The organism is Maritimibacter sp. HL-12 (genome assembly GCF_900177545.1).
Classification (GTDB): Bacteria; Pseudomonadota; Alphaproteobacteria; order Rhodobacterales; family Rhodobacteraceae; genus Sinisalibacter.
In genome coordinates this window covers 2,497,846-2,518,181 of the sequence record NZ_FXBQ01000001.1, presented here as the reverse complement: position 1 = coordinate 2,518,181, position 20,336 = coordinate 2,497,846, and the positions used below count along the sequence as shown (strand labels likewise).

At 64.9% G+C, this 20,336-nt stretch carries 23 protein-coding genes and 1 riboswitch; of the genes, 7 read left to right on the top strand and 16 right to left on the bottom strand.

From position 1 onward, the window contains the following. Positions 1 to 168 precede the first annotated feature (168 nt). The 8 genes from metK to miaB all read right to left on the bottom strand — a co-directional run bounded on the left by metK (position 169) and on the right by miaB (position 8,116). Positions 169 to 1,365: a methionine adenosyltransferase gene (gene metK, locus B9Y97_RS12635; RefSeq protein ID WP_085527072.1), complete on the bottom strand. Its 1,197-nt coding sequence runs from the start codon at positions 1,363 to 1,365 to the stop codon at positions 169 to 171. 6 nt (positions 1,366 to 1,371) lie between these two features. Next, positions 1,372 to 1,419: riboswitch (SAM-SAH riboswitch) on the bottom strand. Positions 1,420 to 1,454: 35 nt separating this feature from the next. Next, positions 1,455 to 2,999 carry an apolipoprotein N-acyltransferase gene (lnt, locus tag B9Y97_RS12630; RefSeq protein ID WP_085527071.1) on the bottom strand — a complete coding sequence of 515 codons (1,545 nt, stop codon included), beginning with the start codon at positions 2,997 to 2,999 and terminating at the stop codon, positions 1,455 to 1,457. Next, positions 2,992 to 3,894, bottom strand: coding sequence for a hemolysin family protein (locus B9Y97_RS12625; protein ID WP_085528246.1), 903 nt, complete (start codon positions 3,892 to 3,894; stop codon positions 2,992 to 2,994). Before B9Y97_RS12625 ends, lnt begins: the two co-directional genes overlap by 8 nt. After that, positions 3,894 to 4,406: an rRNA maturation RNase YbeY gene (ybeY, locus tag B9Y97_RS12620; RefSeq protein ID WP_085527070.1), complete on the bottom strand. Its 513-nt coding sequence runs from the start codon at positions 4,404 to 4,406 to the stop codon at positions 3,894 to 3,896. The genes B9Y97_RS12625 and ybeY overlap by 1 nt, the downstream gene beginning before the upstream one ends. Before the next feature lie 108 nt (positions 4,407 to 4,514). Next, complete coding sequence (locus tag B9Y97_RS12615) at positions 4,515 to 5,525, bottom strand: PhoH family protein (RefSeq protein WP_085527069.1); 1,011 nt, start codon at positions 5,523 to 5,525, stop codon at positions 4,515 to 4,517. 164 nt (positions 5,526 to 5,689) lie between these two features. After that, positions 5,690 to 6,022 (bottom strand): hypothetical protein, encoded by a 333-nt coding sequence (locus B9Y97_RS12610; protein ID WP_085527068.1) that lies wholly within the window; start codon positions 6,020 to 6,022, stop codon positions 5,690 to 5,692. Further along, positions 6,019 to 6,603 (bottom strand): OmpA family protein, encoded by a 585-nt coding sequence (locus tag B9Y97_RS12605; protein WP_176224365.1) that lies wholly within the window; start codon positions 6,601 to 6,603, stop codon positions 6,019 to 6,021. The genes B9Y97_RS12610 and B9Y97_RS12605 overlap by 4 nt, the downstream gene beginning before the upstream one ends. A 193-nt stretch (positions 6,604 to 6,796) precedes the next feature. Continuing rightward, a complete protein-coding gene (gene miaB / locus B9Y97_RS12600; protein ID WP_085527067.1) occupies positions 6,797 to 8,116 on the bottom strand; it encodes a tRNA (N6-isopentenyl adenosine(37)-C2)-methylthiotransferase MiaB in 1,320 nt (439 codons plus the stop codon). A gap of 124 nt (positions 8,117 to 8,240) precedes the next feature. Here miaB and B9Y97_RS12595 point away from each other — a divergent pair, with 124 nt between their 5' ends. Together B9Y97_RS12595 and B9Y97_RS12590 are read left to right on the top strand one after the other, a co-directional pair. Next, positions 8,241 to 9,107, top strand: coding sequence for a hypothetical protein (locus B9Y97_RS12595; RefSeq protein WP_085527066.1), 867 nt, complete (start codon positions 8,241 to 8,243; stop codon positions 9,105 to 9,107). A gap of 263 nt (positions 9,108 to 9,370) precedes the next feature. Next, positions 9,371 to 9,739 carry a DUF4168 domain-containing protein gene (locus B9Y97_RS12590; RefSeq protein WP_085527065.1) on the top strand — a complete coding sequence of 123 codons (369 nt, stop codon included), beginning with the start codon at positions 9,371 to 9,373 and terminating at the stop codon, positions 9,737 to 9,739. A 110-nt stretch (positions 9,740 to 9,849) separates the two neighbouring features. Here B9Y97_RS12590 and B9Y97_RS12585 read toward each other — a convergent pair whose 3' ends face one another. Next, complete coding sequence (locus tag B9Y97_RS12585; RefSeq protein WP_139828301.1) at positions 9,850 to 10,398, bottom strand: hypothetical protein; 549 nt, start codon at positions 10,396 to 10,398, stop codon at positions 9,850 to 9,852. Positions 10,399 to 10,597: 199 nt separating this feature from the next. Between B9Y97_RS12585 and B9Y97_RS12580 the strand changes: the two genes are divergently transcribed. Then, complete coding sequence (locus B9Y97_RS12580) at positions 10,598 to 11,026, top strand: FKBP-type peptidyl-prolyl cis-trans isomerase (RefSeq protein WP_085527063.1); 429 nt, start codon at positions 10,598 to 10,600, stop codon at positions 11,024 to 11,026. A gap of 81 nt (positions 11,027 to 11,107) precedes the next feature. On the opposite strand, the gene irrA is transcribed toward B9Y97_RS12580, so the two are convergent. Beyond that, entirely contained in the window at positions 11,108 to 11,521 is a 414-nt protein-coding gene (irrA, locus tag B9Y97_RS12575) for an iron response transcriptional regulator IrrA (RefSeq protein WP_085528244.1), read from the bottom strand. A gap of 177 nt (positions 11,522 to 11,698) precedes the next feature. Between irrA and fabA the strand changes: the two genes are divergently transcribed. Next, positions 11,699 to 12,208 carry a bifunctional 3-hydroxydecanoyl-ACP dehydratase/trans-2-decenoyl-ACP isomerase gene (gene fabA, locus B9Y97_RS12570; RefSeq protein ID WP_085527062.1) on the top strand — a complete coding sequence of 170 codons (510 nt, stop codon included), beginning with the start codon at positions 11,699 to 11,701 and terminating at the stop codon, positions 12,206 to 12,208. A gap of 64 nt (positions 12,209 to 12,272) precedes the next feature. Here the strand turns inward: fabA and B9Y97_RS12565 are convergent, their stop codons facing one another. Together B9Y97_RS12565 and B9Y97_RS12560 are read right to left on the bottom strand one after the other, a co-directional pair. Next, entirely contained in the window at positions 12,273 to 12,956 is a 684-nt protein-coding gene (locus B9Y97_RS12565) for a CPBP family intramembrane glutamic endopeptidase (protein ID WP_254900915.1), read from the bottom strand. 275 nt (positions 12,957 to 13,231) lie between these two features. Then, positions 13,232 to 13,702 (bottom strand): PRC-barrel domain-containing protein, encoded by a 471-nt coding sequence (locus B9Y97_RS12560; RefSeq protein ID WP_217809456.1) that lies wholly within the window; start codon positions 13,700 to 13,702, stop codon positions 13,232 to 13,234. A 544-nt stretch (positions 13,703 to 14,246) separates the two neighbouring features. On the opposite strand from B9Y97_RS12560, the gene fabB reads away from it, so the two are divergent. Further along, on the top strand, positions 14,247 to 15,476 hold the full coding sequence (gene fabB / locus B9Y97_RS12555; RefSeq protein WP_085527059.1) for a beta-ketoacyl-ACP synthase I: 1,230 nt from the start codon (positions 14,247 to 14,249) through the stop codon (positions 15,474 to 15,476). Positions 15,477 to 15,481: 5 nt separating this feature from the next. After that, complete coding sequence (locus B9Y97_RS12550) at positions 15,482 to 16,267, top strand: enoyl-ACP reductase FabI (RefSeq protein ID WP_085527058.1); 786 nt, start codon at positions 15,482 to 15,484, stop codon at positions 16,265 to 16,267. Between the two features lie 9 nt (positions 16,268 to 16,276). Here B9Y97_RS12550 and B9Y97_RS12545 read toward each other — a convergent pair whose 3' ends face one another. Together B9Y97_RS12545 and B9Y97_RS12540 are read right to left on the bottom strand one after the other, a co-directional pair. Next, the gene (locus tag B9Y97_RS12545; RefSeq protein WP_139828300.1) at positions 16,277 to 17,281 is read right to left on the bottom strand and encodes an NAD-dependent epimerase/dehydratase family protein; all 1,005 of its coding nucleotides are present in this window, start codon (positions 17,279 to 17,281) and stop codon (positions 16,277 to 16,279) included. A 232-nt stretch (positions 17,282 to 17,513) separates the two neighbouring features. Continuing rightward, a complete protein-coding gene (locus B9Y97_RS12540; RefSeq protein WP_085527057.1) occupies positions 17,514 to 18,425 on the bottom strand; it encodes a DMT family transporter in 912 nt (303 codons plus the stop codon). A 77-nt stretch (positions 18,426 to 18,502) separates the two neighbouring features. On the opposite strand from B9Y97_RS12540, the gene B9Y97_RS12535 reads away from it, so the two are divergent. Further along, on the top strand, positions 18,503 to 19,003 hold the full coding sequence (locus B9Y97_RS12535) for a DUF6647 family protein (RefSeq protein ID WP_085527056.1): 501 nt from the start codon (positions 18,503 to 18,505) through the stop codon (positions 19,001 to 19,003). A 13-nt stretch (positions 19,004 to 19,016) separates the two neighbouring features. Here B9Y97_RS12535 and B9Y97_RS12530 read toward each other — a convergent pair whose 3' ends face one another. Next, complete coding sequence (locus B9Y97_RS12530) at positions 19,017 to 19,760, bottom strand: YebC/PmpR family DNA-binding transcriptional regulator (protein WP_085527055.1); 744 nt, start codon at positions 19,758 to 19,760, stop codon at positions 19,017 to 19,019. 119 nt (positions 19,761 to 19,879) lie between these two features. Continuing rightward, positions 19,880 to 20,323 (bottom strand): Lrp/AsnC family transcriptional regulator, encoded by a 444-nt coding sequence (locus B9Y97_RS12525; protein ID WP_085527054.1) that lies wholly within the window; start codon positions 20,321 to 20,323, stop codon positions 19,880 to 19,882. Between the last annotated feature and the right edge of the window lie 13 nt (positions 20,324 to 20,336).

The window sequence follows — 20,336 nt, the reverse complement described above, 5'->3', positions numbered from 1 at the left end:
GCGTCCGGTTCTAATCCCCCTTCGCCGGGGAGAAAACCGCTTTTCACCCCCACCGCTTCTTGGGTCCAACAATACCTTCGGGGGGTGAATTGGGCCGCAGGCCCAAGAGGGGGGCAGACAGCCCCCCTTCCGGGTCGGGTCGCGCAGCGATCCGACCCGCCTGCCGCGTCAGACCGCGGCCTTCAGCGCCGCGATCAGATCGGTCTTCTCCCAGGAAAACCCGCCGTCCGCCTCCGGCGCGCGGCCGAAATGGCCGTAGGCCGCCGTGCGCTGGTAGATCGGGTGGTTGAGACCGAGATGTTCGCGGATGCCGCGCGGGGTGAGATCCATCGCGGTGCGCACCGCCTTCTCGATCGCCTCCTCCGAAGCCTCGCCGGTGCCGTGGGTATCGACATAGATCGAAAGCGGCTCGGCCACGCCGATGGCGTAGGAAAGCTGCAGCGTGCAGCGCCGCGCGAGCCCCGCCGCCACCACGTTCTTGGCGAGGTAGCGCGCCGCGTAGGCCGCCGAGCGGTCAACCTTGGTGGGATCCTTCCCCGAGAACGCCCCGCCGCCGTGCGGCGCGGCCCCGCCGTAGGTGTCGACGATGATCTTGCGCCCGGTGAGGCCCGCGTCCCCGTCCGGGCCACCGATCACGAATTTGCCCGTCGGGTTCACGTGCCAGACGGTCTGCGGCGTGATCCATCCCTCGGGCAGAACCTCGCGGATATAGGGCGCGACCTTCGCTTCCACATCGGCAGGCGTCATGTCGGCGTCGATATGCTGGGTCGAGAGCACGATCTGGCTCACCCCGATCGGCCGGCCGCCTTCGTAGCGCACCGAAAGCTGGCTCTTCGCATCCGGCCCCATCCAGGCCTCGGAGCCGTCCTTGCGCGCATCTGCGAGCCGCTTCAGGATCGCGTGGGCATAGAGGATCGGCGCCGGCATCAGTTGCGGGGTCTCGTCCACCGCGTAGCCGAACATGATGCCCTGGTCGCCCGCGCCCTCGGCCTTCTTCTTTTCCTCGTTGGAATCGACACCCCGCGCGATGTCGCGGGACTGGGCGTGCAGCAGGTTGTCGATATTCACATCCTGCCAGTTGAAACCGGACTGATGCTCTTCATCATAGCCGATCTCCCTGATGCATTCGCGCGCCACCGCGTGCACCCGGTCCTTGATGTCCCAGACGCGGTCCTTGTGCGCCGTGCGCACCTCGCCGCCGATCACGACACGGTTGGTGGTCGCGAGGGTCTCGCATGCCACCCGCGCCTGCGGATCCTCCGCAAGGAAGAGATCGAGAACTGCGTCGGAGATCCGGTCGCATACCTTGTCGGGATGCCCCTCGGAAACCGATTCCGAGGTGAAGATGTAGTCTTGCCGTGCCATGGGAAGTGCTCCATTGAAAAAACCCGCCACGCCAGGAAGCCGTTGTGACGGTTGTAGGAAACAGGCGATACGCGCAGCGGGGCCCGCGGTCAATGTCTTTTGCGCAGGCCTGCGGCAAAGAGCCCGAGCCCGGCGAGCAGTAACACAAGGCCGAGGGGCGCATCGCCGAAGCGGGCGTAGGGCGTCGGCGGCAGGGCCGCCGGCAGATCGGCATCGAGCCGACCGTCCTGCCCGAGCGGCAGCGATGCCAGAACCCGGCCCTTCGCGTCGATCACCGCGCTCACCCCGGTATTGGCCGCCCGCGCCAGCGGCAGGCCGAACTCGATGGCCCGGAACCGCGCCTGGACAAGGTGTTGCTGCGGCCCCGAGAAGGTGCCGAACCAGGCATCGTTGGTGATCTGCAAGATCCAGTCGGCCCGTCCCGGTGCCCGGCGCAGATCGCGCGGAAAGATCGCCTCGTAGCAGATCAGCGGCAAGGCCGTGCCCAGCCCGTCCGGAAGCTCCAGCAGTGCCGCCCCCGGCCCGGCGGAATAGCCGTAGCCCTCGCGCGCCGCCAGCCCGTGAATGCCGAAGCGATCGAGCAGGTCGCCCAACGGCATGTATTCACCGAATGGCACGATATGGTGCTTGTCATAAACCTGCTCGGGGGCACCATCAGGGCCGAACAGCACCAGCGCGTTGTAGCCGCGCCGCCCTTCCAGCCGCCGGATGCCCGCGATCACCCGGGCCGGCGCGGCACCGGCGGCGATCTCGGCCTGCAATCCCGGGGCCTCACCCAGCAACGTGGGTATAGCGGTCTCCGGCCAGACAACGAGGTCCGGCTCGGGGTCCGCTGCCGCGCCGCTCAGCGCCAGCGCGCGATCGAGGAAAACCCCCATCCAGGCCGGATCCCACTTGAGGTGCTGCGGCGCATTCGGCTGCACCAGCCGCAGCCGGACCGGCTCGGCCCGGTCGGGCAAGGTTGCGCGTTCGAATACGTGCCCCGCCGCCAGCACCAGCGCCGCCGCCAAGGCCAGCCCGCCCCCCCCGACGAGGCTCCGCCGTGCCAAGACCTCCCAAAGCGCGGTCGCCCCGGCCACCGTGAGCACCGATAGTCCGAAGACACCTGTATAGCCGGCGAGTTGCGCCAGCGGCGTGTCGATCCAGGCAAGCCCGGGCGCACCCCAGGGAAAGCCGCCGAAGAGCCAGCCGCGCAGCGCTTCCGCGGCACCGAAGCTGACAGCGAGCGCAAGCCAGACCGGACCATGGCCCCGGCGCAGCCAGCGCGCCAGCGCAAAGGCACCGGCCCAGAACAACGCCATGCCGCCCGCCATCAGCAGAAGGGCGAAAGGTGCCATCCAGCCGTGCCGCCCGGCATCGACGAGGAAGGGCTGGACGATCCAGTTGAGCGTGAGCCCGAAAAAGCCCGCGCCGAAGGCCCAGCCGGTCAGCGCCGCCTTTCCCGGTCCGGGGGCGACCGCAAGCAGCGCCGCAACCCCGACGAACCCCGCCAGCGTTGCAACCCACAAGCCGAACGGGGCCTGCCCGAGCCCGGCCAGGAGGCCAAGCGCGATCCCGGTGCCGAGCACGCGCCACCAGCGCCGCTCAAGCCAGTTCGCCAGACGTTGCAAGCCGTTGCCCGAGGTCTCAGCCATTCGTCGTCGGTTTCGGCAGACGCACCCGCAGCCGCTTGATCCGACGCGGGTCGGCGTCGACCACCTCGAACTCCACGCCGCCGGGGTGGGCGATCACCTCGCCACGCGCCGGCACATGACCCGCGATCAGCGCCACCAGCCCGCCCAGCGTGTCGATTTCCTCGTCATCCGGGTCGAAACCGCGCAGCTTCAGCCCGGCATCCGCCTCGAACTCGTCAAGCGGCGCGCGTGCCTCGGCAAGAAAGCTCCCCGCCTTCTCCCGGGTCCAGAGCGCCCCTTCCTCGAGGTCGTGCTCGTCCTCGATCTCACCGATCACCTGTTCGATCAGGTCTTCGATCGTCACCAGCCCGTCGACCCCGCCGTATTCGTCGATCACGAGCGCCATGTGGGTGCGCTCGGTCTGCATCTTCTGGAGCAGCACCCCGATCGGCATCGACGGCGGCGCAAACAGCAGCGGGCGCAGCAATTCCTTCAGCGCATAGCGCTCGCCCTTGCCGTTGAAACCGTGCGTAAGTGCAAAATCCTTCAGGTGCACCAGCCCGATCGGGCTGTCGAGCGTGCCCTCGAAGACAGGCAGCCGCGACATCCCGGAGCTGCGGAACACCTCCACCAGGTCCGACTTTTCGATTTCTAACGGCACGGCCATGATCTCAGCCTTGGGGATCATGACGTCTTCCACCCGCATCCGCCTGAGATTGCCCATCCCGGGCACCATCGACGAGACCGAACCCGTCGCCCCGCCGTCAAACCTTGGCGGAGCCACCAGGCTGCCCGCTGTCTCCGCAGGGCTCAAGACCCCGAATATCCGGCTGAAAAATCCACCGCCCTGTTCGTCGTTCTCTTCCTCGCGCGCGCTCTGCGCCGCGCTAGAAGAGCCTTCGTTACCTTCGCCCATCAGTCCTTCCATACAACCGGGCGATCTTCGCCCGTGTCCCCATATGGGTCCGATATCCCGAGCTTGCCAAGTACCTTCACCTCGATTCCCTCCATCAACGCGGCATCTTCTTCGTCAATGTGGTCATAACCCAACAGGTGCAGCGTGCCGTGAACGAGCAGATGGGCCACGTGATCGGCCAACCCGCGCCCTGCCGCCGCCGCCTCACGGGCGCAGGTGTCATAGGCAATGGCGATGTCGCCAAGCTCCAGATCGACCGGCGTGCGCGGCTGCCCTCCCGGCGTCCCGGCAGCGCGCTCCTCCGAGGGCCAGGAGAGCACGTTGGTCGGGGCGGGCTTGCCGCGAAACGCCTCGTTCAGTGCCGCAATCCGTGCATCGTCGCAGGCCAGCAGGCTGATCTCGGCCCCCGCCACGCTCTCCTCCGCCAGAGCCGCGCCGCAAGCGCGCTCGGCGAGGTCGGCCAGCCCCAGCGCCTGCCAGCGGGCGTCTTCGATGATGAGATCAACGATCATGGCTTCCTGGGTCCGGAAATACCTCGGGGGTGTCATGCAGGAGGCCTGCCTTCGGCCCAACGGGGCAGAGCCCCCGCTCGGCCGCCGCCGGGGCGCACCGCGCCTCGGTCAGCCCTGCGGGTCCGCCGCGTCATAAGCCTCGATGATCTTGGCCACAAGGGGGTGGCGCACCACGTCCTTGGCGGTGAAATAGTTGAAGCTGATGTCCTCGATGCCGGTCAGCAGCGCTTCGGCATCCCGCAGGCCCGAGGCCACGCCGCGCGGCAGGTCGATCTGGCTGCGGTCGCCGGTGATCACCATCCGGCTGCCCTCGCCAAGCCGGGTGAGGAACATCTTCATCTGCATCGTGGTGGCGTTCTGCGCCTCGTCGAGCACCACGAAGGCATTCGCCAGCGTGCGGCCGCGCATGAAGGCCAGCGGCGCGATCTCGATCCGCTTTTCCTCGATCAGCTTGGCCACCTGCTTGCCGGGCAGGAAATCGTTAAGCGCGTCATAGAGCGGCTGCATGTAGGGATCGACCTTTTCCTTCATGTCGCCGGGCAGATAGCCGAGCTTCTCGCCAGCCTCCACCGCGGGGCGCGAAAGGATGATCCGGTCGACATGGCCGCCGATAAACAGGTTCACGCCCACGGCGACGGCGAGATAGGTCTTGCCGGTGCCCGCAGGCCCGATGCCGAAGGCAAGCTCGTGCTTGAACAGGTTCTGCACATAGGCCGCCTGTGCCGCGGTACGCGGCTCGACGAGCTTGCGCCGGGTCTTGATCTCGACACGACCGCCCTTGAACAGCTCCATCTGGCCGCCGACCGAGGCCTCGCTGCCGCCGCGGCCCAGCCTGATCTCGCCGTCGATGTCGCCCGCCTCGATCGCGCGCCCGGTTTCCAGCCGGGCGTAGAGCGCGGCCAGAACCTCGCCTGCGCGCGCCCGACCTTCATGCTCGCCATGGATCGAAAGCTGGTTGCCCCGGCGCAGGATCTGCACCTCGAGCTGGTGCTCGATCTGGGCAAGATTTCGGTCGAACTGGCCACAAAGATCGATGAGCAGGCGGTTGTCGGGAAACTCCAGCAGGGTTTCGTGGCTGTCTTCCGGTCTTGGCGGGGTGCTCAACGCATCAATGCCCAAATCTGTCTCCGTGAACTGGGGGCCTGTGCGCCGATGGTGCACCCCGCCCCCGTCTCACGCAAGATGTAGTGTCCAAATTTCATCGTCCTGATACAATTTTGGCCGCGGGTGGTGCCCCGCGGCCAATTTCTGCGCATCGCGCGATTGTTCTTGAGGGCCGCCGATCAGGGCAGGTAGTCCGGGAAGTCGTTCGAGACCCGATGATCCCCGATCACCGATCCCGGCGGGATCTCGGTGGTGCAGCGCGGCAGACCGGAGCGCGGGTCGGAGCGGGTCGAGCCGTACCCCTCCACGCCCTCGTCGACGATCCAGGCTTCGCAGCCATCCGGGGTGACGGCCACGGCGGCAACGCCGTCGCGCGGGCCGGCGGAGTCGCCGAAGGTCCGGTCTACATTGGTGGCGATGAGTTTCGGCGCGCCGCCGTCATAGACGGTCGATTGGCAGCCAGCCACGGCGAAAGGCGCGATCAGCGCGAGAAGAACGAGTTTCCTGGTCATTGCGGGTACCTGTAGCAAACGATTTCGACGCGGCGGTTCTTCTGCATGTTCGCAGCCGAGTCATTCGGGGCGATCGGGCGGCGCTCGCCGAAGCCGACCACACGGTCGACGACCGCACCGGTCGCGCGGGCGACGCCAGCAACCGAGTCGGCGCGGCGCTGCGACAGGCGCATGTTGTATTCGTCCGAAGCGCGGCTGTCGGTATGGCCGTAGACGGCATAGGCGAAAGCCCCGGCAGAGGTGAAGAACTGCTGCAACCACTGGCGGCCCGAAGGCGTGAGCTTGTGGCTGTCGGTGGCAAAGAGCACGTCGGTGTTCGGCGTTGCGCAGGTATTGCGCTCAAGGCACATGTGCTGGCCGGTTTTCGGGTGGCGGCGCGGCGTCATGTAGCCTTCAAGGCCGCCATCGGCCCACCAGTGCATGCAGCCATCGGGATCGACCCAAAGGCCCCAGTTGATCTTGCCGGTGACGGTGACCTGCTCCTGAGCGCTGGCAGCGCTGCCCAGAAAAGCAAGCCCGGTAATACCCAGACCAATCGCCAGTGCGATCGTCCTGAGACTCGAAAAAAATCGGTTTGGCACGCTATATCCCCCAATACAGCCGCGTTGATCGCGACAAAGTGCTTTATCCCACGCAGGTTAGCCCGAACGGCAAGCACCTGTAAATGCCAAGCCCGGCGTTCGTGTCGCCAAAGCGGAAACAATCTGTCTCCACAACGGGAATAAACTGTGGATAAGTCGGGGTGCAGGACCTGTGGCCAGTGCCTCGGGCGAATCAGATCAGCGTGCCGGCGAGCGAGTTCGGCCCGGCTTCGACGATCCTGACCCGGCGCAACTCACCCGGCGCGATGCCGTCGGCGGTCACGTGCACCGCGTGCAGGTGGTCGGATTTGCCCACCATCTGCCCCGGCATCCGCCCCGGCTTCTCGAACAACACGCCCACCTCGCGCCCGACCATGCCCTGCATCACCGCCGCCGCCTGGTCATTGATCAGCGCCTGCAAGCGCTGCAAACGCTCCGACGCCTCGCCCGGGTCCACCTGCGCGCGCTCGGCGGCGGGCGTGCCGGGGCGCGGGCTGTACTTGAAGCTGAAGGCCTGCCCGTAGTTCACCGCGCGGATCAGATCCATCGTCGCCTCGAAATCCGCCGCCGTCTCCTCGGGGAAGCCGACGATGAAATCGCCCGAGATCAGGATATCGGGCCGGGCGGCGCGGATGCGCTCGATTAGCCACAGGTATTCGTCCGCCGTGTGCTGCCGGTTCATCCGCTTGAGGATGCGGTCGGAGCCCGATTGCACCGGCAGGTGCAGGTAAGGCATCAGCTTGTCGATCTCGCCATGCGCCGCGATCAGATCGTCGCTCATGTCGTTCGGGTGCGAGGTGGTGAAGCGGATGCGTGCCAGCCCGTCGATCTCGGCGAGCGCCCGGATCAGCCGCGCGAGGCTCCAGACGCCGCCCTCGCCGGTGCCGTGGTAGGCGTTGACGTTCTGGCCCAGGAGGGTGATCTCGCGCACCCCCTTCTCGACCAGGTCGCGCGCCTCGCGCAGGATGCGATCGGCTGGACGGCTCGCCTCGGCACCCCGGGTATAAGGCACCACGCAGAAGGCGCAGAACTTGTCGCAACCTTCCTGCACGGTGAGGAACGCCGTGGGCCCGCGCTTCGCCTGGGGCCGCGCCTTCAATGCCTCGAACTTGTCCTCGGCCGGAAAATCGGTGTCGACGACCTTTTCGCCGCGCGCGAGTTTCGTCACCATGTCGGGCAGGCGGTGGTAGGTTTGTGGCCCCACCACGAGATCGACCATCGGCTGGCGGGCGATGATCTCCTCGCCCTCGGCCTGTGCCACGCAGCCAGCCACGCCGATCTTGAGATCGGGCTTGGCGGCCTTCAGATCCTTGTAACGGCCAAGCTCGGAATAGACCTTTTCCGCCGCCTTCTCGCGGATATGGCAGGTGTTGAGCAGGATCATGTCGGCCTGTTCCGGGCTTGCCACTTCCTCGTAGCCTTCCACGCCCAGCGCCTCGGCCATGCGCTCGCTGTCGTAGACGTTCATCTGGCAGCCATAGGTGCGGATGTAGAGCTTTTTCGTATCGGCCATGTCGCGCGCGCCCCTTGTCAGGATCAGGCCGGGTTCCTACCGCAACCCGGGCCCGCCCGCAACGGTTGCAATGCGCCGCGCGATGGGGGAGATTTGCCGCAAAGCCCGAGGGGCAGAGGCAGGCATGCGCTATTCGTCGTTGAAGAATTTTCTCGCCCGTGGCGGTGCCGCACTCGCCAAGGGGCCGGTGGCGCTGATCATGGTGGAAGATCTGGTCGAGGTCGAAAGCACAATCCGCTACCACCAGATCGCCGGTTTCAGGGCTCTCGTCGTCTTCGCGCCGCCAGCCCTCGACCTGTCGCTCGCCCTGGAAGACCAGATCTATCGCGTCGACTACACAATGGCCGAGGATCACGCGCTCGAACGGGCCGTCAACGCCGTGATCGAGGCCGCGCCGGGGCTGTGGCTCTACTACTGCTACAACGCCGAATACCTGTTTCACCCGTTCTGCGAGACCCGCAAGGTCGGCGAGATGCTCGCCTTCCATACCGAGGAACGCCGCGACGCGATGCTGGCTTACGTCATCGACATCTACGCCGACGATCTTGCCCGGCACCCGAATGCCGTTTCCCTCGACAATACCTGGTTGGACAAGTCGGGTTATTACGCGCTCGGCCGCACCGACCCCGAGACCGGCCACCCGAAGGAACGTCAGCTCGATTTCTTCGGCGGTTTGCGCTGGCGCTACGAGGAACACATTCCGAAGGATCGTCGCAAGATCGACCGGATCGCGCTGTTCCGGGCCAAGCCCGGCTTGCGGCTGGGCCCCGATCACACCTTCAACGACGAGGAATACAACACCTACGCCTGCCCATGGCACCACAACATCACCGCCGCTATCGTGAGTTTTCGCACCGCCAAGGCGCTCAAGACCAACCCCGGCAGCACCTTTGCCATCCCCACATACAAGTGGCACAACTCCGTGCCCTTCGAATGGACCTCGCAGCAATTGCTCGATCTGGGGCTGATGGAGCCGGGGCAGTGGTTCTGAGCCGCATGCCAACGCCTTGAGCCAAGCGCCAAGTGCCGCAAGGCCCCCTGGTGGATGTCCGCCGCGCGCCCCTTCCGAGGTGCGGAGGCGACTTCTGCAATGGCAAGCAGGATTTTCGCGCGTATCAGCGGTTACTCGCTGACAACACCCCGGTTCCAGCAGGATCTTGCGCACCGGTTTGCCATCCTTGTGCAGCGTTCTTAGGGTTTTGGGTGTCGCGTGGCCCCCCGCGCGCACAAAACCGAGAAACCAAGGAGTATCTGATGCAGTTCGCCAAGAAAATAAGTGCCATGACCCTTGCCGGCCTGATCGGCCTCGCGACGCCCGTCGCGGTTATGGCGCAGGACCAGCAAACCGCGCCGACGGCGGCCGACGTGACCGGAGACGAGATCGACGCCTTCGTCGTGGCTTATGAGCGGGTCACCGAGATCGAACAGGAGTTTGCCGCCCAGATCGCCGAAGCTGCGGATCAGAGAGAGCAGGACGAACTTCGCCAGCAAGCACTCACCGAGCAAACCGAAGCTGTGGATGAAACGCCGGGGATCGATGTCGACCGCTACGTCGAGATCATCACCATCGCGCAGGCCGATCCTGACCTCAACGACATGATCCTCGAAAAGATCAACCAGTAAACAGGTCCCGGTTCAAACAAGTTCGCGCCCCCGCCTCGGATTCCGAGGCGGGGGCGCAATACCATGATCGGGTGTCGCAACCGCAAACGAAGGGGGGCGACGCGCCGACGTCAGCGCAGGGTGGCGTCGAATTCGATGACCGTTTCGTTGCCATCGCTCTGCGGGGCCACCAGGATCTTGGCGTTCAGGATATCATCGCCGGAAAACTCGATCGCATTCCCGAGAACTTCGTTCTGCGTCCGGGTGATCTGATACCCCTGTTCCTCTGTCAGCGCCGCCTCCCACTCCGACAAAAGCTCCTCGCCGTCGCGCTCGGTGCTGAACGAGAACATCCGGATCGACGAGCCGATCGCGCGGTCGGTGATAACTTCGATATCGGCGGGCATCTCCAGTGCGCCGGGAATCCAGTCCTGAAGCACCTCATCGGCCAGAGCGGAAATGCTTGCGGCCAGAAGAAGGACGACCACGAGCATCGCAGAATGCAGATGCGCACGCAGCCTTGATAGTCCGGCACGCAGATGCGCACCGGGATTGAACGAAGGAATGGACGGGGCGGGGGGGCAAATCATCGTTGTCATATCATTAGCGATAATCATCCGATCCCGGCTCAACAACCACAACGACACCTGCAAATGCCTGCATGGGCGGTTTTCGGCCAACCGGCGTGGCGACCGGCACATCCGTGCAAACCCGCCCGCATCTGGTGCCAGACACCGGGGCGCGAAGGCAACAGCGACGGCCTTGGAAAGCGCCGCCGCCTTTACAACCGCGCCTTGACCCCCCACATTGGGCCAAACCCCGCAAGCACCCGCCCTCGCGGCCTTGCCAAACTCACCTCCCCCACAAGAGAGATCTACCATGTCCCAAGTCAAACCGGGCGATACCGTCCGTATTCACTACACCGGCACGCTCACCGATGGCACCGTGTTCGACAGCTCTTCCGGCCGCGAGCCACTCGAATTCACCGTCGGCTCGGGCCAGATCATTCCCGGCCTCGACGAAGCCATGCCGGGGATGGCCGTGGGTGACCAGAAGCGCGTCGAGATCGACATGATGCAGGCTTATGGCCCGCACCACGAAGACCGCGTTCTGGAAGTGCCGCTGGAACAGCTTCCGCCGGATATTCCGCGCGAAGCCGGGATCACCCTCGCGATGCGCGGCGAGGACGGCCAGGAAATGCCGGTGCGCGTCACCGACGTGTCCGACACCACGATGACGCTCGACGCCAACCACCAGCTTGCCGGCGAGGATCTCGTCTTCGAGGTGGAACTGGTCGCGATCGCCTGAGGCGACACCGCACAAGAAAAAACGGCCGCGCTCCCGGGCGCGGCCGTTTTCATGTCTGGTTGCCCGGTGTCGCGGCCCGGCTCAGACCTTGCGCAGACGAATCACAACGTCAACACGGTCGATCTCGGTGCCCGCGGGCGGTTCGGGCAGGTTCGATACCCGCACTTCGCCGGTGTCGGCATCGGCCAGGGTATCGTTGTCGCCGCAGTAGAAATGGGCGTGGTTCGTGGTGTTGGTATCGAAATAGCTCTTCGACCCGTTCACCGTGATCTCGCGCAGAAGCCCGGCGTCGGAGAAGGCGCGCAAGGTGTTGTAAACCGTGGCGAGCGATACCCGCTCGCCGCTGGCGCGCGCTGCATCAAACAGGCTTTCGGCGGTGACATGGCGATGCTGCCCGTCGCCGACGAGCAGCTTGGCCAGCGTCACGCGTTGGCGGGTCGGCCGCACGCCGCCATTCTCGAGCCACAAGGCCCCGGTCTGTTTCGCTTCGGTCATCGGCATGGTGAAACCCCGTTCACGATCTGACGGTATAGTATAACCTCAAAATCGTTGCTGTTTCAAATGATTTCAAGTCCAGATCCGCCAACCCACGGCGCGCGCCCTTGCCAGCGGCGCGAGGCCGGTGCTAGACGAGGGCGATACCCTCGAAAACAGGAAGGCAGGCGGGGCCAGATGGCGGATTTTCCCACGAGTTTCAGCAAGGACGACCTTCTCAAATGCGCCGCCGGCGAGCTGTTCGGCCCCGGCAACGCCCAGCTTCCCGCCCCGCCGATGCTGATGATGGACCGGATCACCGACATCTCCGGCGACGGCGGCAAGCACGGCAAGGGCCACGTGGTGGCCGAGTTCGATATCACGCCCGACCTTTGGTTCTTCGCGTGCCACTTCCCCGGCAACCCGATCATGCCCGGCTGCCTCGGCCTCGACGGTCTGTGGCAACTCACCGGCTTCAACCTCGGCTGGCGCGGCTGGCAGGGCCGCGGCTATGCCCTCGGCGTGGGCGAGGTGAAACTCACCGGCATGGTGCGCCCCGACCGCAAGATGCTGACGTATTACGTCGACTTCACCAAGGCGATCCAGACCCGCCGCCTGACCATGGGCGTGGCCGATGGCGTGGTGGAAGCGGATGGGGAAGTGATCTACGTGGTCAAGGACATGAAGGTGGCGTTGTCGGAGGGCTGAGGCACTCCGAAGATCACGACCGCAGGGCCGTTCCCCGATCACGCAGCATTGTCTTTTGCCCCATTCAGAATGGCCGCACGACGTTGCCGCTGTAGAAGAACACACCCATCCCCACGGTGAACAGGATATTGCCCGCGATTGCGTGCAGGATCACCGCCATCGGGAACGAGCGCCGCTCCTCGTAGGCCCATGCGAACACCAGCCCGCCGGCAAAGGTCATCGTCGCGACGATCCAGTTCCAGTAGAGCAGGTGAGCCAGCGAGAAGACCGCGGCATTGAGCACCAGCGCGGCCCGCGCTGGCGGCAGGATCGCTCCGTAGCGGCGGAAGAACAGCGGCCGGAACACGATCTCCTGCGGCAAGGCCGAGACGAGGGGATAGAACACCATGATCGCCAGCCAAAGCCAGGGATCGAGACGAAACACCATCAGGAAAGCCTCGGGCCGCATCGCCAGGAGCACGGCGAGAGACACCGCCAAGGCAATCAGCGCGAACACCGCCACCGCCCGCCAGTCGATCCCGCGCCAACCGCGCAACAGGTCGCGCCAGCGAAAACCGGGTGTAATGTGCAGAAGCACGAGCCCGATCATCGTCGAGGAAAACAGGATCGGGAACATCGCGGTCGCCGGCAGCAGGACCGCCACGGAAACCGGCAAGACCAGGAAGAAGCCGAGGAACTCGGCCCAGAGCCGCCGGCGCGGCAGATCTCTGGAAACGACGGTTTCGCTCACCACCAGCATACTCCCCATGCCCGTCCGACCAAACTCAATCTCGTGCCGGCGCGCCCCTTGTTCAAGGTCGCGCAGACCCGCAGCCTGACGATGGGCGTGGTGGGTGGCGTGTTCGAAGCCAACGGCGGGCCGATCTCCCGTTTCGTTACCTTGGCACCGACAAACCGTTTCCGGACCTGGCGATTTCAAACGTCGCGGGAGTAACGTTCTTGGCGATAGCCCCGCACCCGAAAAGCGACGCGAGCAAAAACCTGCTCGCGCCTGACAGGGCCATGAGTTGACCTGAGAAGTATTCAGTTGCCGGTGGTTGCCCCTGTGCCCGTCCCGGCACCTGTTCCAACACCATCTGTCGTCACTGGCTCTTCAACGGGAATCTGTTCCCGCCCCCGGAAGTTATACTCCGGGGCCTCTTCAGCCTCCTCCTGCGTGATACCGAGTCGCACGTCATTCGCGTCGTAATTCAACTCAAGCTCAGACCAATCCACGGCGATTTCTTTTGAGCCGAACCCAAGAAAACCACCGACAGAGATAACGGCGGCATTCACCGATCCATTCTCTTTGCCGATAATCAAGTCTTCAATGTAGCCGATCCTCACGCCTTCTGGCGTTAACACCCGGGCGCCAAGAACCCAGTCACCGCGGACTTCCTCGAATTCCTGCGACTCGACAATCACGTCGTCGGAGTCTTGGTCGGAGTCTTGCGCTGCTGCTCCCTGCATAAAAAGCGGAGCTGCAATACCTGCGATCAGCATGGATCTGAACATGTCATTTCCTTTCCGTATATTCAGCAGAATGCCGCGAGGCAGGGGGTCCTGCATCCGACGGAAATATATAACTGCTTTTCTCTGCAGAATAAATTCTGCTGCAAACATTATAAGTTGGCACTATAAAAGAGTCATCCTCATGACCAGGCAATCGTGAGGTTCGGCAACATCCTGCCGATTTCGATCTACTTCCATACTCGAAAACAAAAGCGACAGCGAAAAAAAATGGGCGAAAACAGAATTGCCGGAGGAGACCGCCCGTCGATTGAAGAATTGGCTGCGGCGATCAAGTGCAGCGGTTGGCGGCTTTTTCCCGCTCGTCGCGCCTCTGTATCTCGAACGTGCGGCACGACAATCTGTGAGGCAACTTGGGATATTGTGGAGCCCGGCTGGCAGATCGCAGTCCGTCAGGATTCTTGCGCCGAAAGACGCTGATACCCCCTGGGCGAAAGGGTGTCAGGGCCGCATCGGCCGGCCCCTCCCCCCTTGCCCCGCCCCGCCCGCCTGCACTACACACGATCCCAGCCAAAACAGGGAGAACGCCATGCGTCGCGTCGTCGTCACCGGGTTGGGGATCGTCTCCGCCATCGGCAATTCTGCCGAGGAGGTGCTTGCCAGTCTCAAAGCGGGCAAGTCCGGCATCACCGCCAACGCCGACATGGCCGAGCGGGGCTTTCGCAGCCAGATCGCCGGGGCACCGGATATCGACATCAAGGCGCATGTCGACAAGCGGGCCTTGCGCTTCATGGGGCCGGGTGCGGCCTATGCCCATATCTCGATGCAACAGGCGATCAGCGATGCGGGGCTTGACGCGGCCACGATCTCGAACCCGCGCACCGGGTTGATCGCCGGGTCGGGCGGGCCCTCGACCTCCGCGATGTTCGCCGCCCACCAGAGCGTGCTCGAAACCGGTGCCACCAAGCGCATCGGCCCCTTCGCGGTGCCCAAGTGCATGGGGTCCACCATCAGCGCCAACCTCGCCACCGCGTTCCAGATCAAGGGGATCAATTACTCGATCACCTCCGCCTGCTCGACCTCGCTGCACTGCATCGGCAGCGCCGCCGAACAGATCATGATGGGCAAGCAGGACGTGATGTTCGCCGGCGGCGGCGAGGAACTCGACTGGACGCTGTCCTGCCTGTTCGACGCGATGGGCGCGATGAGCTCGAAATTCAACGACACCCCCGAGAAGGCGTCGCGCGCCTTCGACGCCGAGCGCGACGGCTTCGTGATCGGCGGCGGCGGCGGCATGGTGGTGCTCGAAAGCCTCGAACACGCACAAGCGCGGGGCGCGAAGATCTATGCCGAGGTCACCGGCTTCGCCGCCACCTCCGACGGGCACGACATGGTCGCCCCCTCCGGCGAGGGCGGCGAACGGGCCATGCGGCTGGCGCTGCAAACCCTGCCCGAAGGTCGCAAAGTGTCATATATCAACGCCCACGGCACCTCCACGCCGGTGGGCGATGTCGGAGAAGTGGAAGCGGTGCGCCGGGTGTTCGGCGAAGGCACCACCCCGCCGATCAGCTCCACCAAGTCGATGACCGGCCACAGCCAGGGCGCGACCGGGGCGCAGGAGGCGATCTATTGCCTGCTCATGCTGCGCGACGATTTCATCGCCCCCTCGATCAACGTCGACACTCTCGATCCGGCGATCAAACCGGGTGAAGTCGCCACCGCGCTGGTGGAAAACGCCGGTCTCGACACGGTGATGACCAACAGCTTCGGGTTCGGCGGCACCAACGGCTCGATGCTGCTCTCTCGGTTTCAGGAGTAAATTACATGGCGGATCTTTTGACCGGCAAGCGCGCCCTGATCATGGGCGTGGCAAATGAACGCTCGATTGCATGGGGCATCGCCAAGACCTTCGCCGCAGAGGGCGCGGAGCTGGCCTTCTCCTACCAGGGCGAGGCCTTCGGCAAACGGGTCGAACCGCTCGCGGCCTCGCTCGGCTCCGATCTGCTCGTCGACATGGACGTGACCGACGACGCGGCGCTCGATGCCGGTTTTGCGGCGCTCTGGCAGCGCTGGGACCGGATCGACATCCTCGTTCACGCCATCGCCTATTCCGACAAGTCCGAGCTGCAGGGCCGGTTCATCGACACCAGCCGCGCGAACTTCAAGACCTCGCTCGACATCTCGTGCTATTCCTTCATCGAGGTCGCCCGCCGTGCCCGCGAGAAGATGACCGAAGGCGGCACCATGCTCACCATGACCTACGGTTCGAACCGGGTGACGCCGTTCTACAACGTCATGGGCGTGGCCAAGGCGGCGCTCGAAGCCAGCGTGCGCTACCTCGCCAACGATCTCGGCCCCGAGGGCATCCGGGTGAACGCGATCAGCCCCGGCCCGATGAAAACGCTGGCCGGCGCGGCGATCGGCGGCGCGCGAAAAACCTACCGCCATACCGAGGCGAACGCGCCCCTGCGCCACAACGCCACCCTCGAAGCGGTCGGCGGCACAGCGGCCTACCTTGCCTCGGACTACGGCAGTTGCACCACCGGCGAGATCGTCACCGTGGATTCCGGCTTCCACGTGCTCGGCATGCCGCAGTCGGAGAACCTCTGAGGCCGCGCATCAGATTTCGTGGTAGTCGCGATACCAGCGGACGAATTGCGCCACGCCGTCCCGCATCGGCGTTTGCGGGTGGTATCCGGTCAGGCGCTGCAACAGCGTGGCGTCGGCCCATGTCGCCGGCACATCGCCGGTCTGCATTGGCATGTAGTTGCGGATCGCCTTCTTTCCGGTTTCCGCCTCGATCGCCTCGACGAAGTCGAGCAGGCGCACCTTGTCGGAATTGCCGATATTGACCACCCGGAACGGTGCCGCCGGTGAAAGGCTGTCGCCCTCGACAGCGGTTTCCGGCCCGCCCGGCACGGCGTCGATCAAGCCGCGAATCCCGAGCACGAGATCGTCGATATAGGTGAAATCGCGCCACATTTCGCCGTTGTTGTAGATGTCGATGGGCGTGCCTTCGAGAATACCCTTGGTGAACTTGAACAGCGCCATGTCGGGCCGCCCCCAGGGGCCATAGACGGTGAAGAACCGGAACATCGTTGTCGGCAGGCCGTGGATATGGGCGTAGGAATGCCCCATCGCCTCGTTCGCCTTCTTGGTGGCGGCATAGATGGTGAGCGGCGTATCGGCCTTTTGCGCCTCGTCAAACGGCATCTCGGTGTTGGCACCGTAAACCGAACTGGTCGAGGCCATCAGAAGGTGGTCAACCTCATGCCTGCGCGCGGCCTCCATGACGTTGAAGGTTCCGACGATATTGGCCTCGATATAGGCGCGCGGGTTTTCGAGGCTGTAGCGCACGCCGGCCTGTGCCGCGAGATGCACGATGACGTCGGGCGCGAACGCGTCGACCGCCCGGTTCACCGCGCCCTCGTCTTCCAGCATCGCCTCGGTTCGGGTGAAGGCTTCGCTTTGCAGGAGCATGGCGTGGCGGCGTTGCTTGAGGGCAACGTCGTAATAGTCGGTCATCCCGTCGAAACCCGCCACGGCATAGCCTTGCGACAGCAGAAGGCGGGCAAGGTGGAACCCGATGAATCCCGCGGTCCCGGTGATGAATACACGTTTCATTGCAATACTGCCTTCCGCCATTTGTCAGGCCTCCACACCTGGCGCGGGAGCCTTGGTACTCGATCCAGTTTTTCCCGCGTCCCCGGTTTCATCGCGCCGGTTCGGTTGTGCCATCGCGACGAGGCGCGGTGCCGCTAGCCTATGCCCGAAGTCGGGCGGCTCCGTCCAGCCTCGAAACCCCGCCTGCATCGCGCCCGACCCCACGCGCCTGCCCTCCCCCGGGCAATCGCCGTCAGATCTTGGGTTCGTTCACCACTGGTGTGACCCGGCGCTTCAGCACCGCTTCACGCCAGGTGATGAAGCTCACCGCGCTGATGATCAGCCCGCCGCCGAGGATGACCCAGATATCGGCCGGCTCGGCGAAGAACATTGCGCCGATCAGCACCGACCAGACCAGTTGCAGGAAGGTGACCGGCTGGGTCACCGTCATCGGTGCGCTGGCGAAGGCGCGGGTCATGCTGTAGTGCCCCGCGGTGGCGAAGGCGGCGACACCGAAGAGCCAGCCCAGTTCGGCCAGCGTCGGCGGCACCCAGTTCACCAGCGCGAAGGGGGCAAGGCCGATGGTGACGGTGATCGAGAGCATCGCCACCACCACCACCGGGCGCACCAACGCGGTAAGCCGGTTGGCCATGAGGTAGGAGGCAGCGAACAGCACCGCCGTGCCCAGCATCGCGATGTGGCCGGGCAGGACCTCGCGCAGGCCGGGGCGCAGGATGATGAAGGCCCCGAGCAGGGCGGCGGCGATCGCCGCGAGGCGGCGCGCGGCGAGCTTTTCCCCGAAAATCAGCGCGGCACCAAGGGTGACGAAAACCGGGTTGAGGTAGTTGATCGCGGTCACCTCGGCCATCGGAATGCTGGCCATGGCGTAGAACCACAGGATCACCCCGAGACTGTGCACCAGCCCGCGCGCCGAGAACAGCGCCAGCGTCGGCCATGGCAGCGGCGCGGCAAGCAGCGGGCGCCACATCGGCACGAGGAAGACCAGCCCGAGGAAGTAGCGCAGAAACGCGCTCTCGGCGGCGGGAATCCGGCTGCCGACGATCTTCACCAACGCGGTCACCATGACGAAGTTGAGCCCCGTCGCCAGCATCCACAGGACGCCCGCGAGGGGGCTGCCGGTCTGGGATGCGCGCGCCTCGGTCATGGCGCGATGTGACCCGAATGGCCCGGGGGGTGCAAGGGGCTCTTGTCCGGTCGCGCGCGCCCGTGTCATGCTGGCGCATGGCCCGCGCCTTGCTTCTTCTCGCAATGCTCCTGAGCGCCTCGGGAGCGCGCGCCGACGGCCCCTGCCCCGCGCCGGAACTCGCCTCCCTGGTGGCCGACCTCACCGCTTGGATCGAAACCAACAGCGCGCTGGACACCGCCGGGATCGCAACCCGGCCGCCCGAGATCATGCTCTGCGCGCCGCAAGATACCCTTGCCTATGGCGGCGACTCACTGATCGTCGAGGATGACATGGTGGCCGCCTACGACCGGTCATCGCGGCGGATCTATCTCGTCGAGCGGTGGGACATCAGCGCCCCACGTGCGATCGCGGCGCTATTGCACGAGCTGGTTCACGCAGCGCAGTTCGACACCCTCGAATGGGATTGCCACCAGGCCGCGGAATGGCAGGCCTACCGGCTGCAGGCGAAATGGCTTGCCGAACAGGGTATCGACGCCGGGTTTGATTGGGGAACCATCGCGCTGCGCTCGCTATGCCCGTCCGGGGTGCATCCCTGACCCTGCACGCCGCCTATTCCAGTTGGGCCAGAACCTCGTCGGTCGCCTCGAAATTGGTGGTGACGTTCTGCACGTCATCGTCGTCTTCGAGCGCGTCGATCAGCTTCATCAGCTTTTGCATGTCGTCAAGGCCAAGCTCGGTGGTGGTGGCGGGCTTCCAGATCAGCTTGGTCGATTCGGATTCGCCAAGCGTGGCCTCCAGCGCGCTCGACACCTCGTTCAGATCGGTATCTGCACAGTAGACGATGTGGCCGTCCTCCGAGCTTTCCACGTCTTCCGCCCCGGCCTCGATCGCGGCCTCGAAGATCGCTTCGTCGTCGCCCGCGCTGGCAGGATAGACAATCTCGCCCTTGCGCTCGAACATGAAGCTCACCGAGCCGGTTTCGCCAAGGTTTCCGCCGTTCTTGGAAAACGTCGAACGCACGTTGGAGGCGGTGCGGTTGCGGTTGTCGGTCATCGCCTCGACGATGATCGCCACGCCATTGGGGCCATAGCCCTCGTAGCGAATCTCGTCGTAGTTCTCGGCATCGCCGCCCTGGCTCTTCTTGATCGCGCGGTCGATCACGTCCTTGGGCACGGATTGCGATTTTGCCTCTTTTACCGCAAGGCGCAGGCGCGGGTTCTTTTCCGGGTCGGGATCGCCCATCTTCGCCGCCACGGTGATTTCCTTGGCCAGCTTCGAGAAGAGTTTTGACCGCGCGGCATCCTGCCGTCCCTTGCGGTGCTGGATGTTTGCCCATTTTGAATGGCCAGCCATGAGGTGCTCCAAGCGTTGTTCCCGGTTCGCGCCTCTATATGGCAAGGCCCCGACCGCCGGCAAGCCCGCCGCTTTCCCTGGCCCAAGATTCCTTGCCGGTGCCGGGCGGCCGCCGCCCTCTAGCCGCGCTCGTCCTTGGGTGACCCCATCACCACATGGGTGGTCAACCGGCGCACTCCCGGCACCACGCCGAGCTTGTCGGTGTGGAAGCGCTTGTAGGCAGCGAGATCGTGCGCCTCGACCCGCAGCAGGTATTCCACCGTGCCGGTGATGTTGTGGCATTCGCGCACCTCAGGCATCGTCGCCACCGCCTGTTCAAACCGGTCCTGCCCGGTCTTGGAATGATCTGAAAGCCCGACCGTCAGGTAGGCGACGAACCCCTTGCCCATCGCCGCCGGGTTCAGCACCGCGCGGTAGCCGGTGATCACCCCCTGCCGTTCAAGCTCCTGCACCCGGCGCAGGCAGGCCGAGGGCGACAACCCGACTCGCTCGGCAAGCTGGGTGTTGGGCAGGCGGCCATCGCGAGTAAGTTCGCGCAATATTCGTTGGTCAATCTTATCCATTTCATGTATTCAT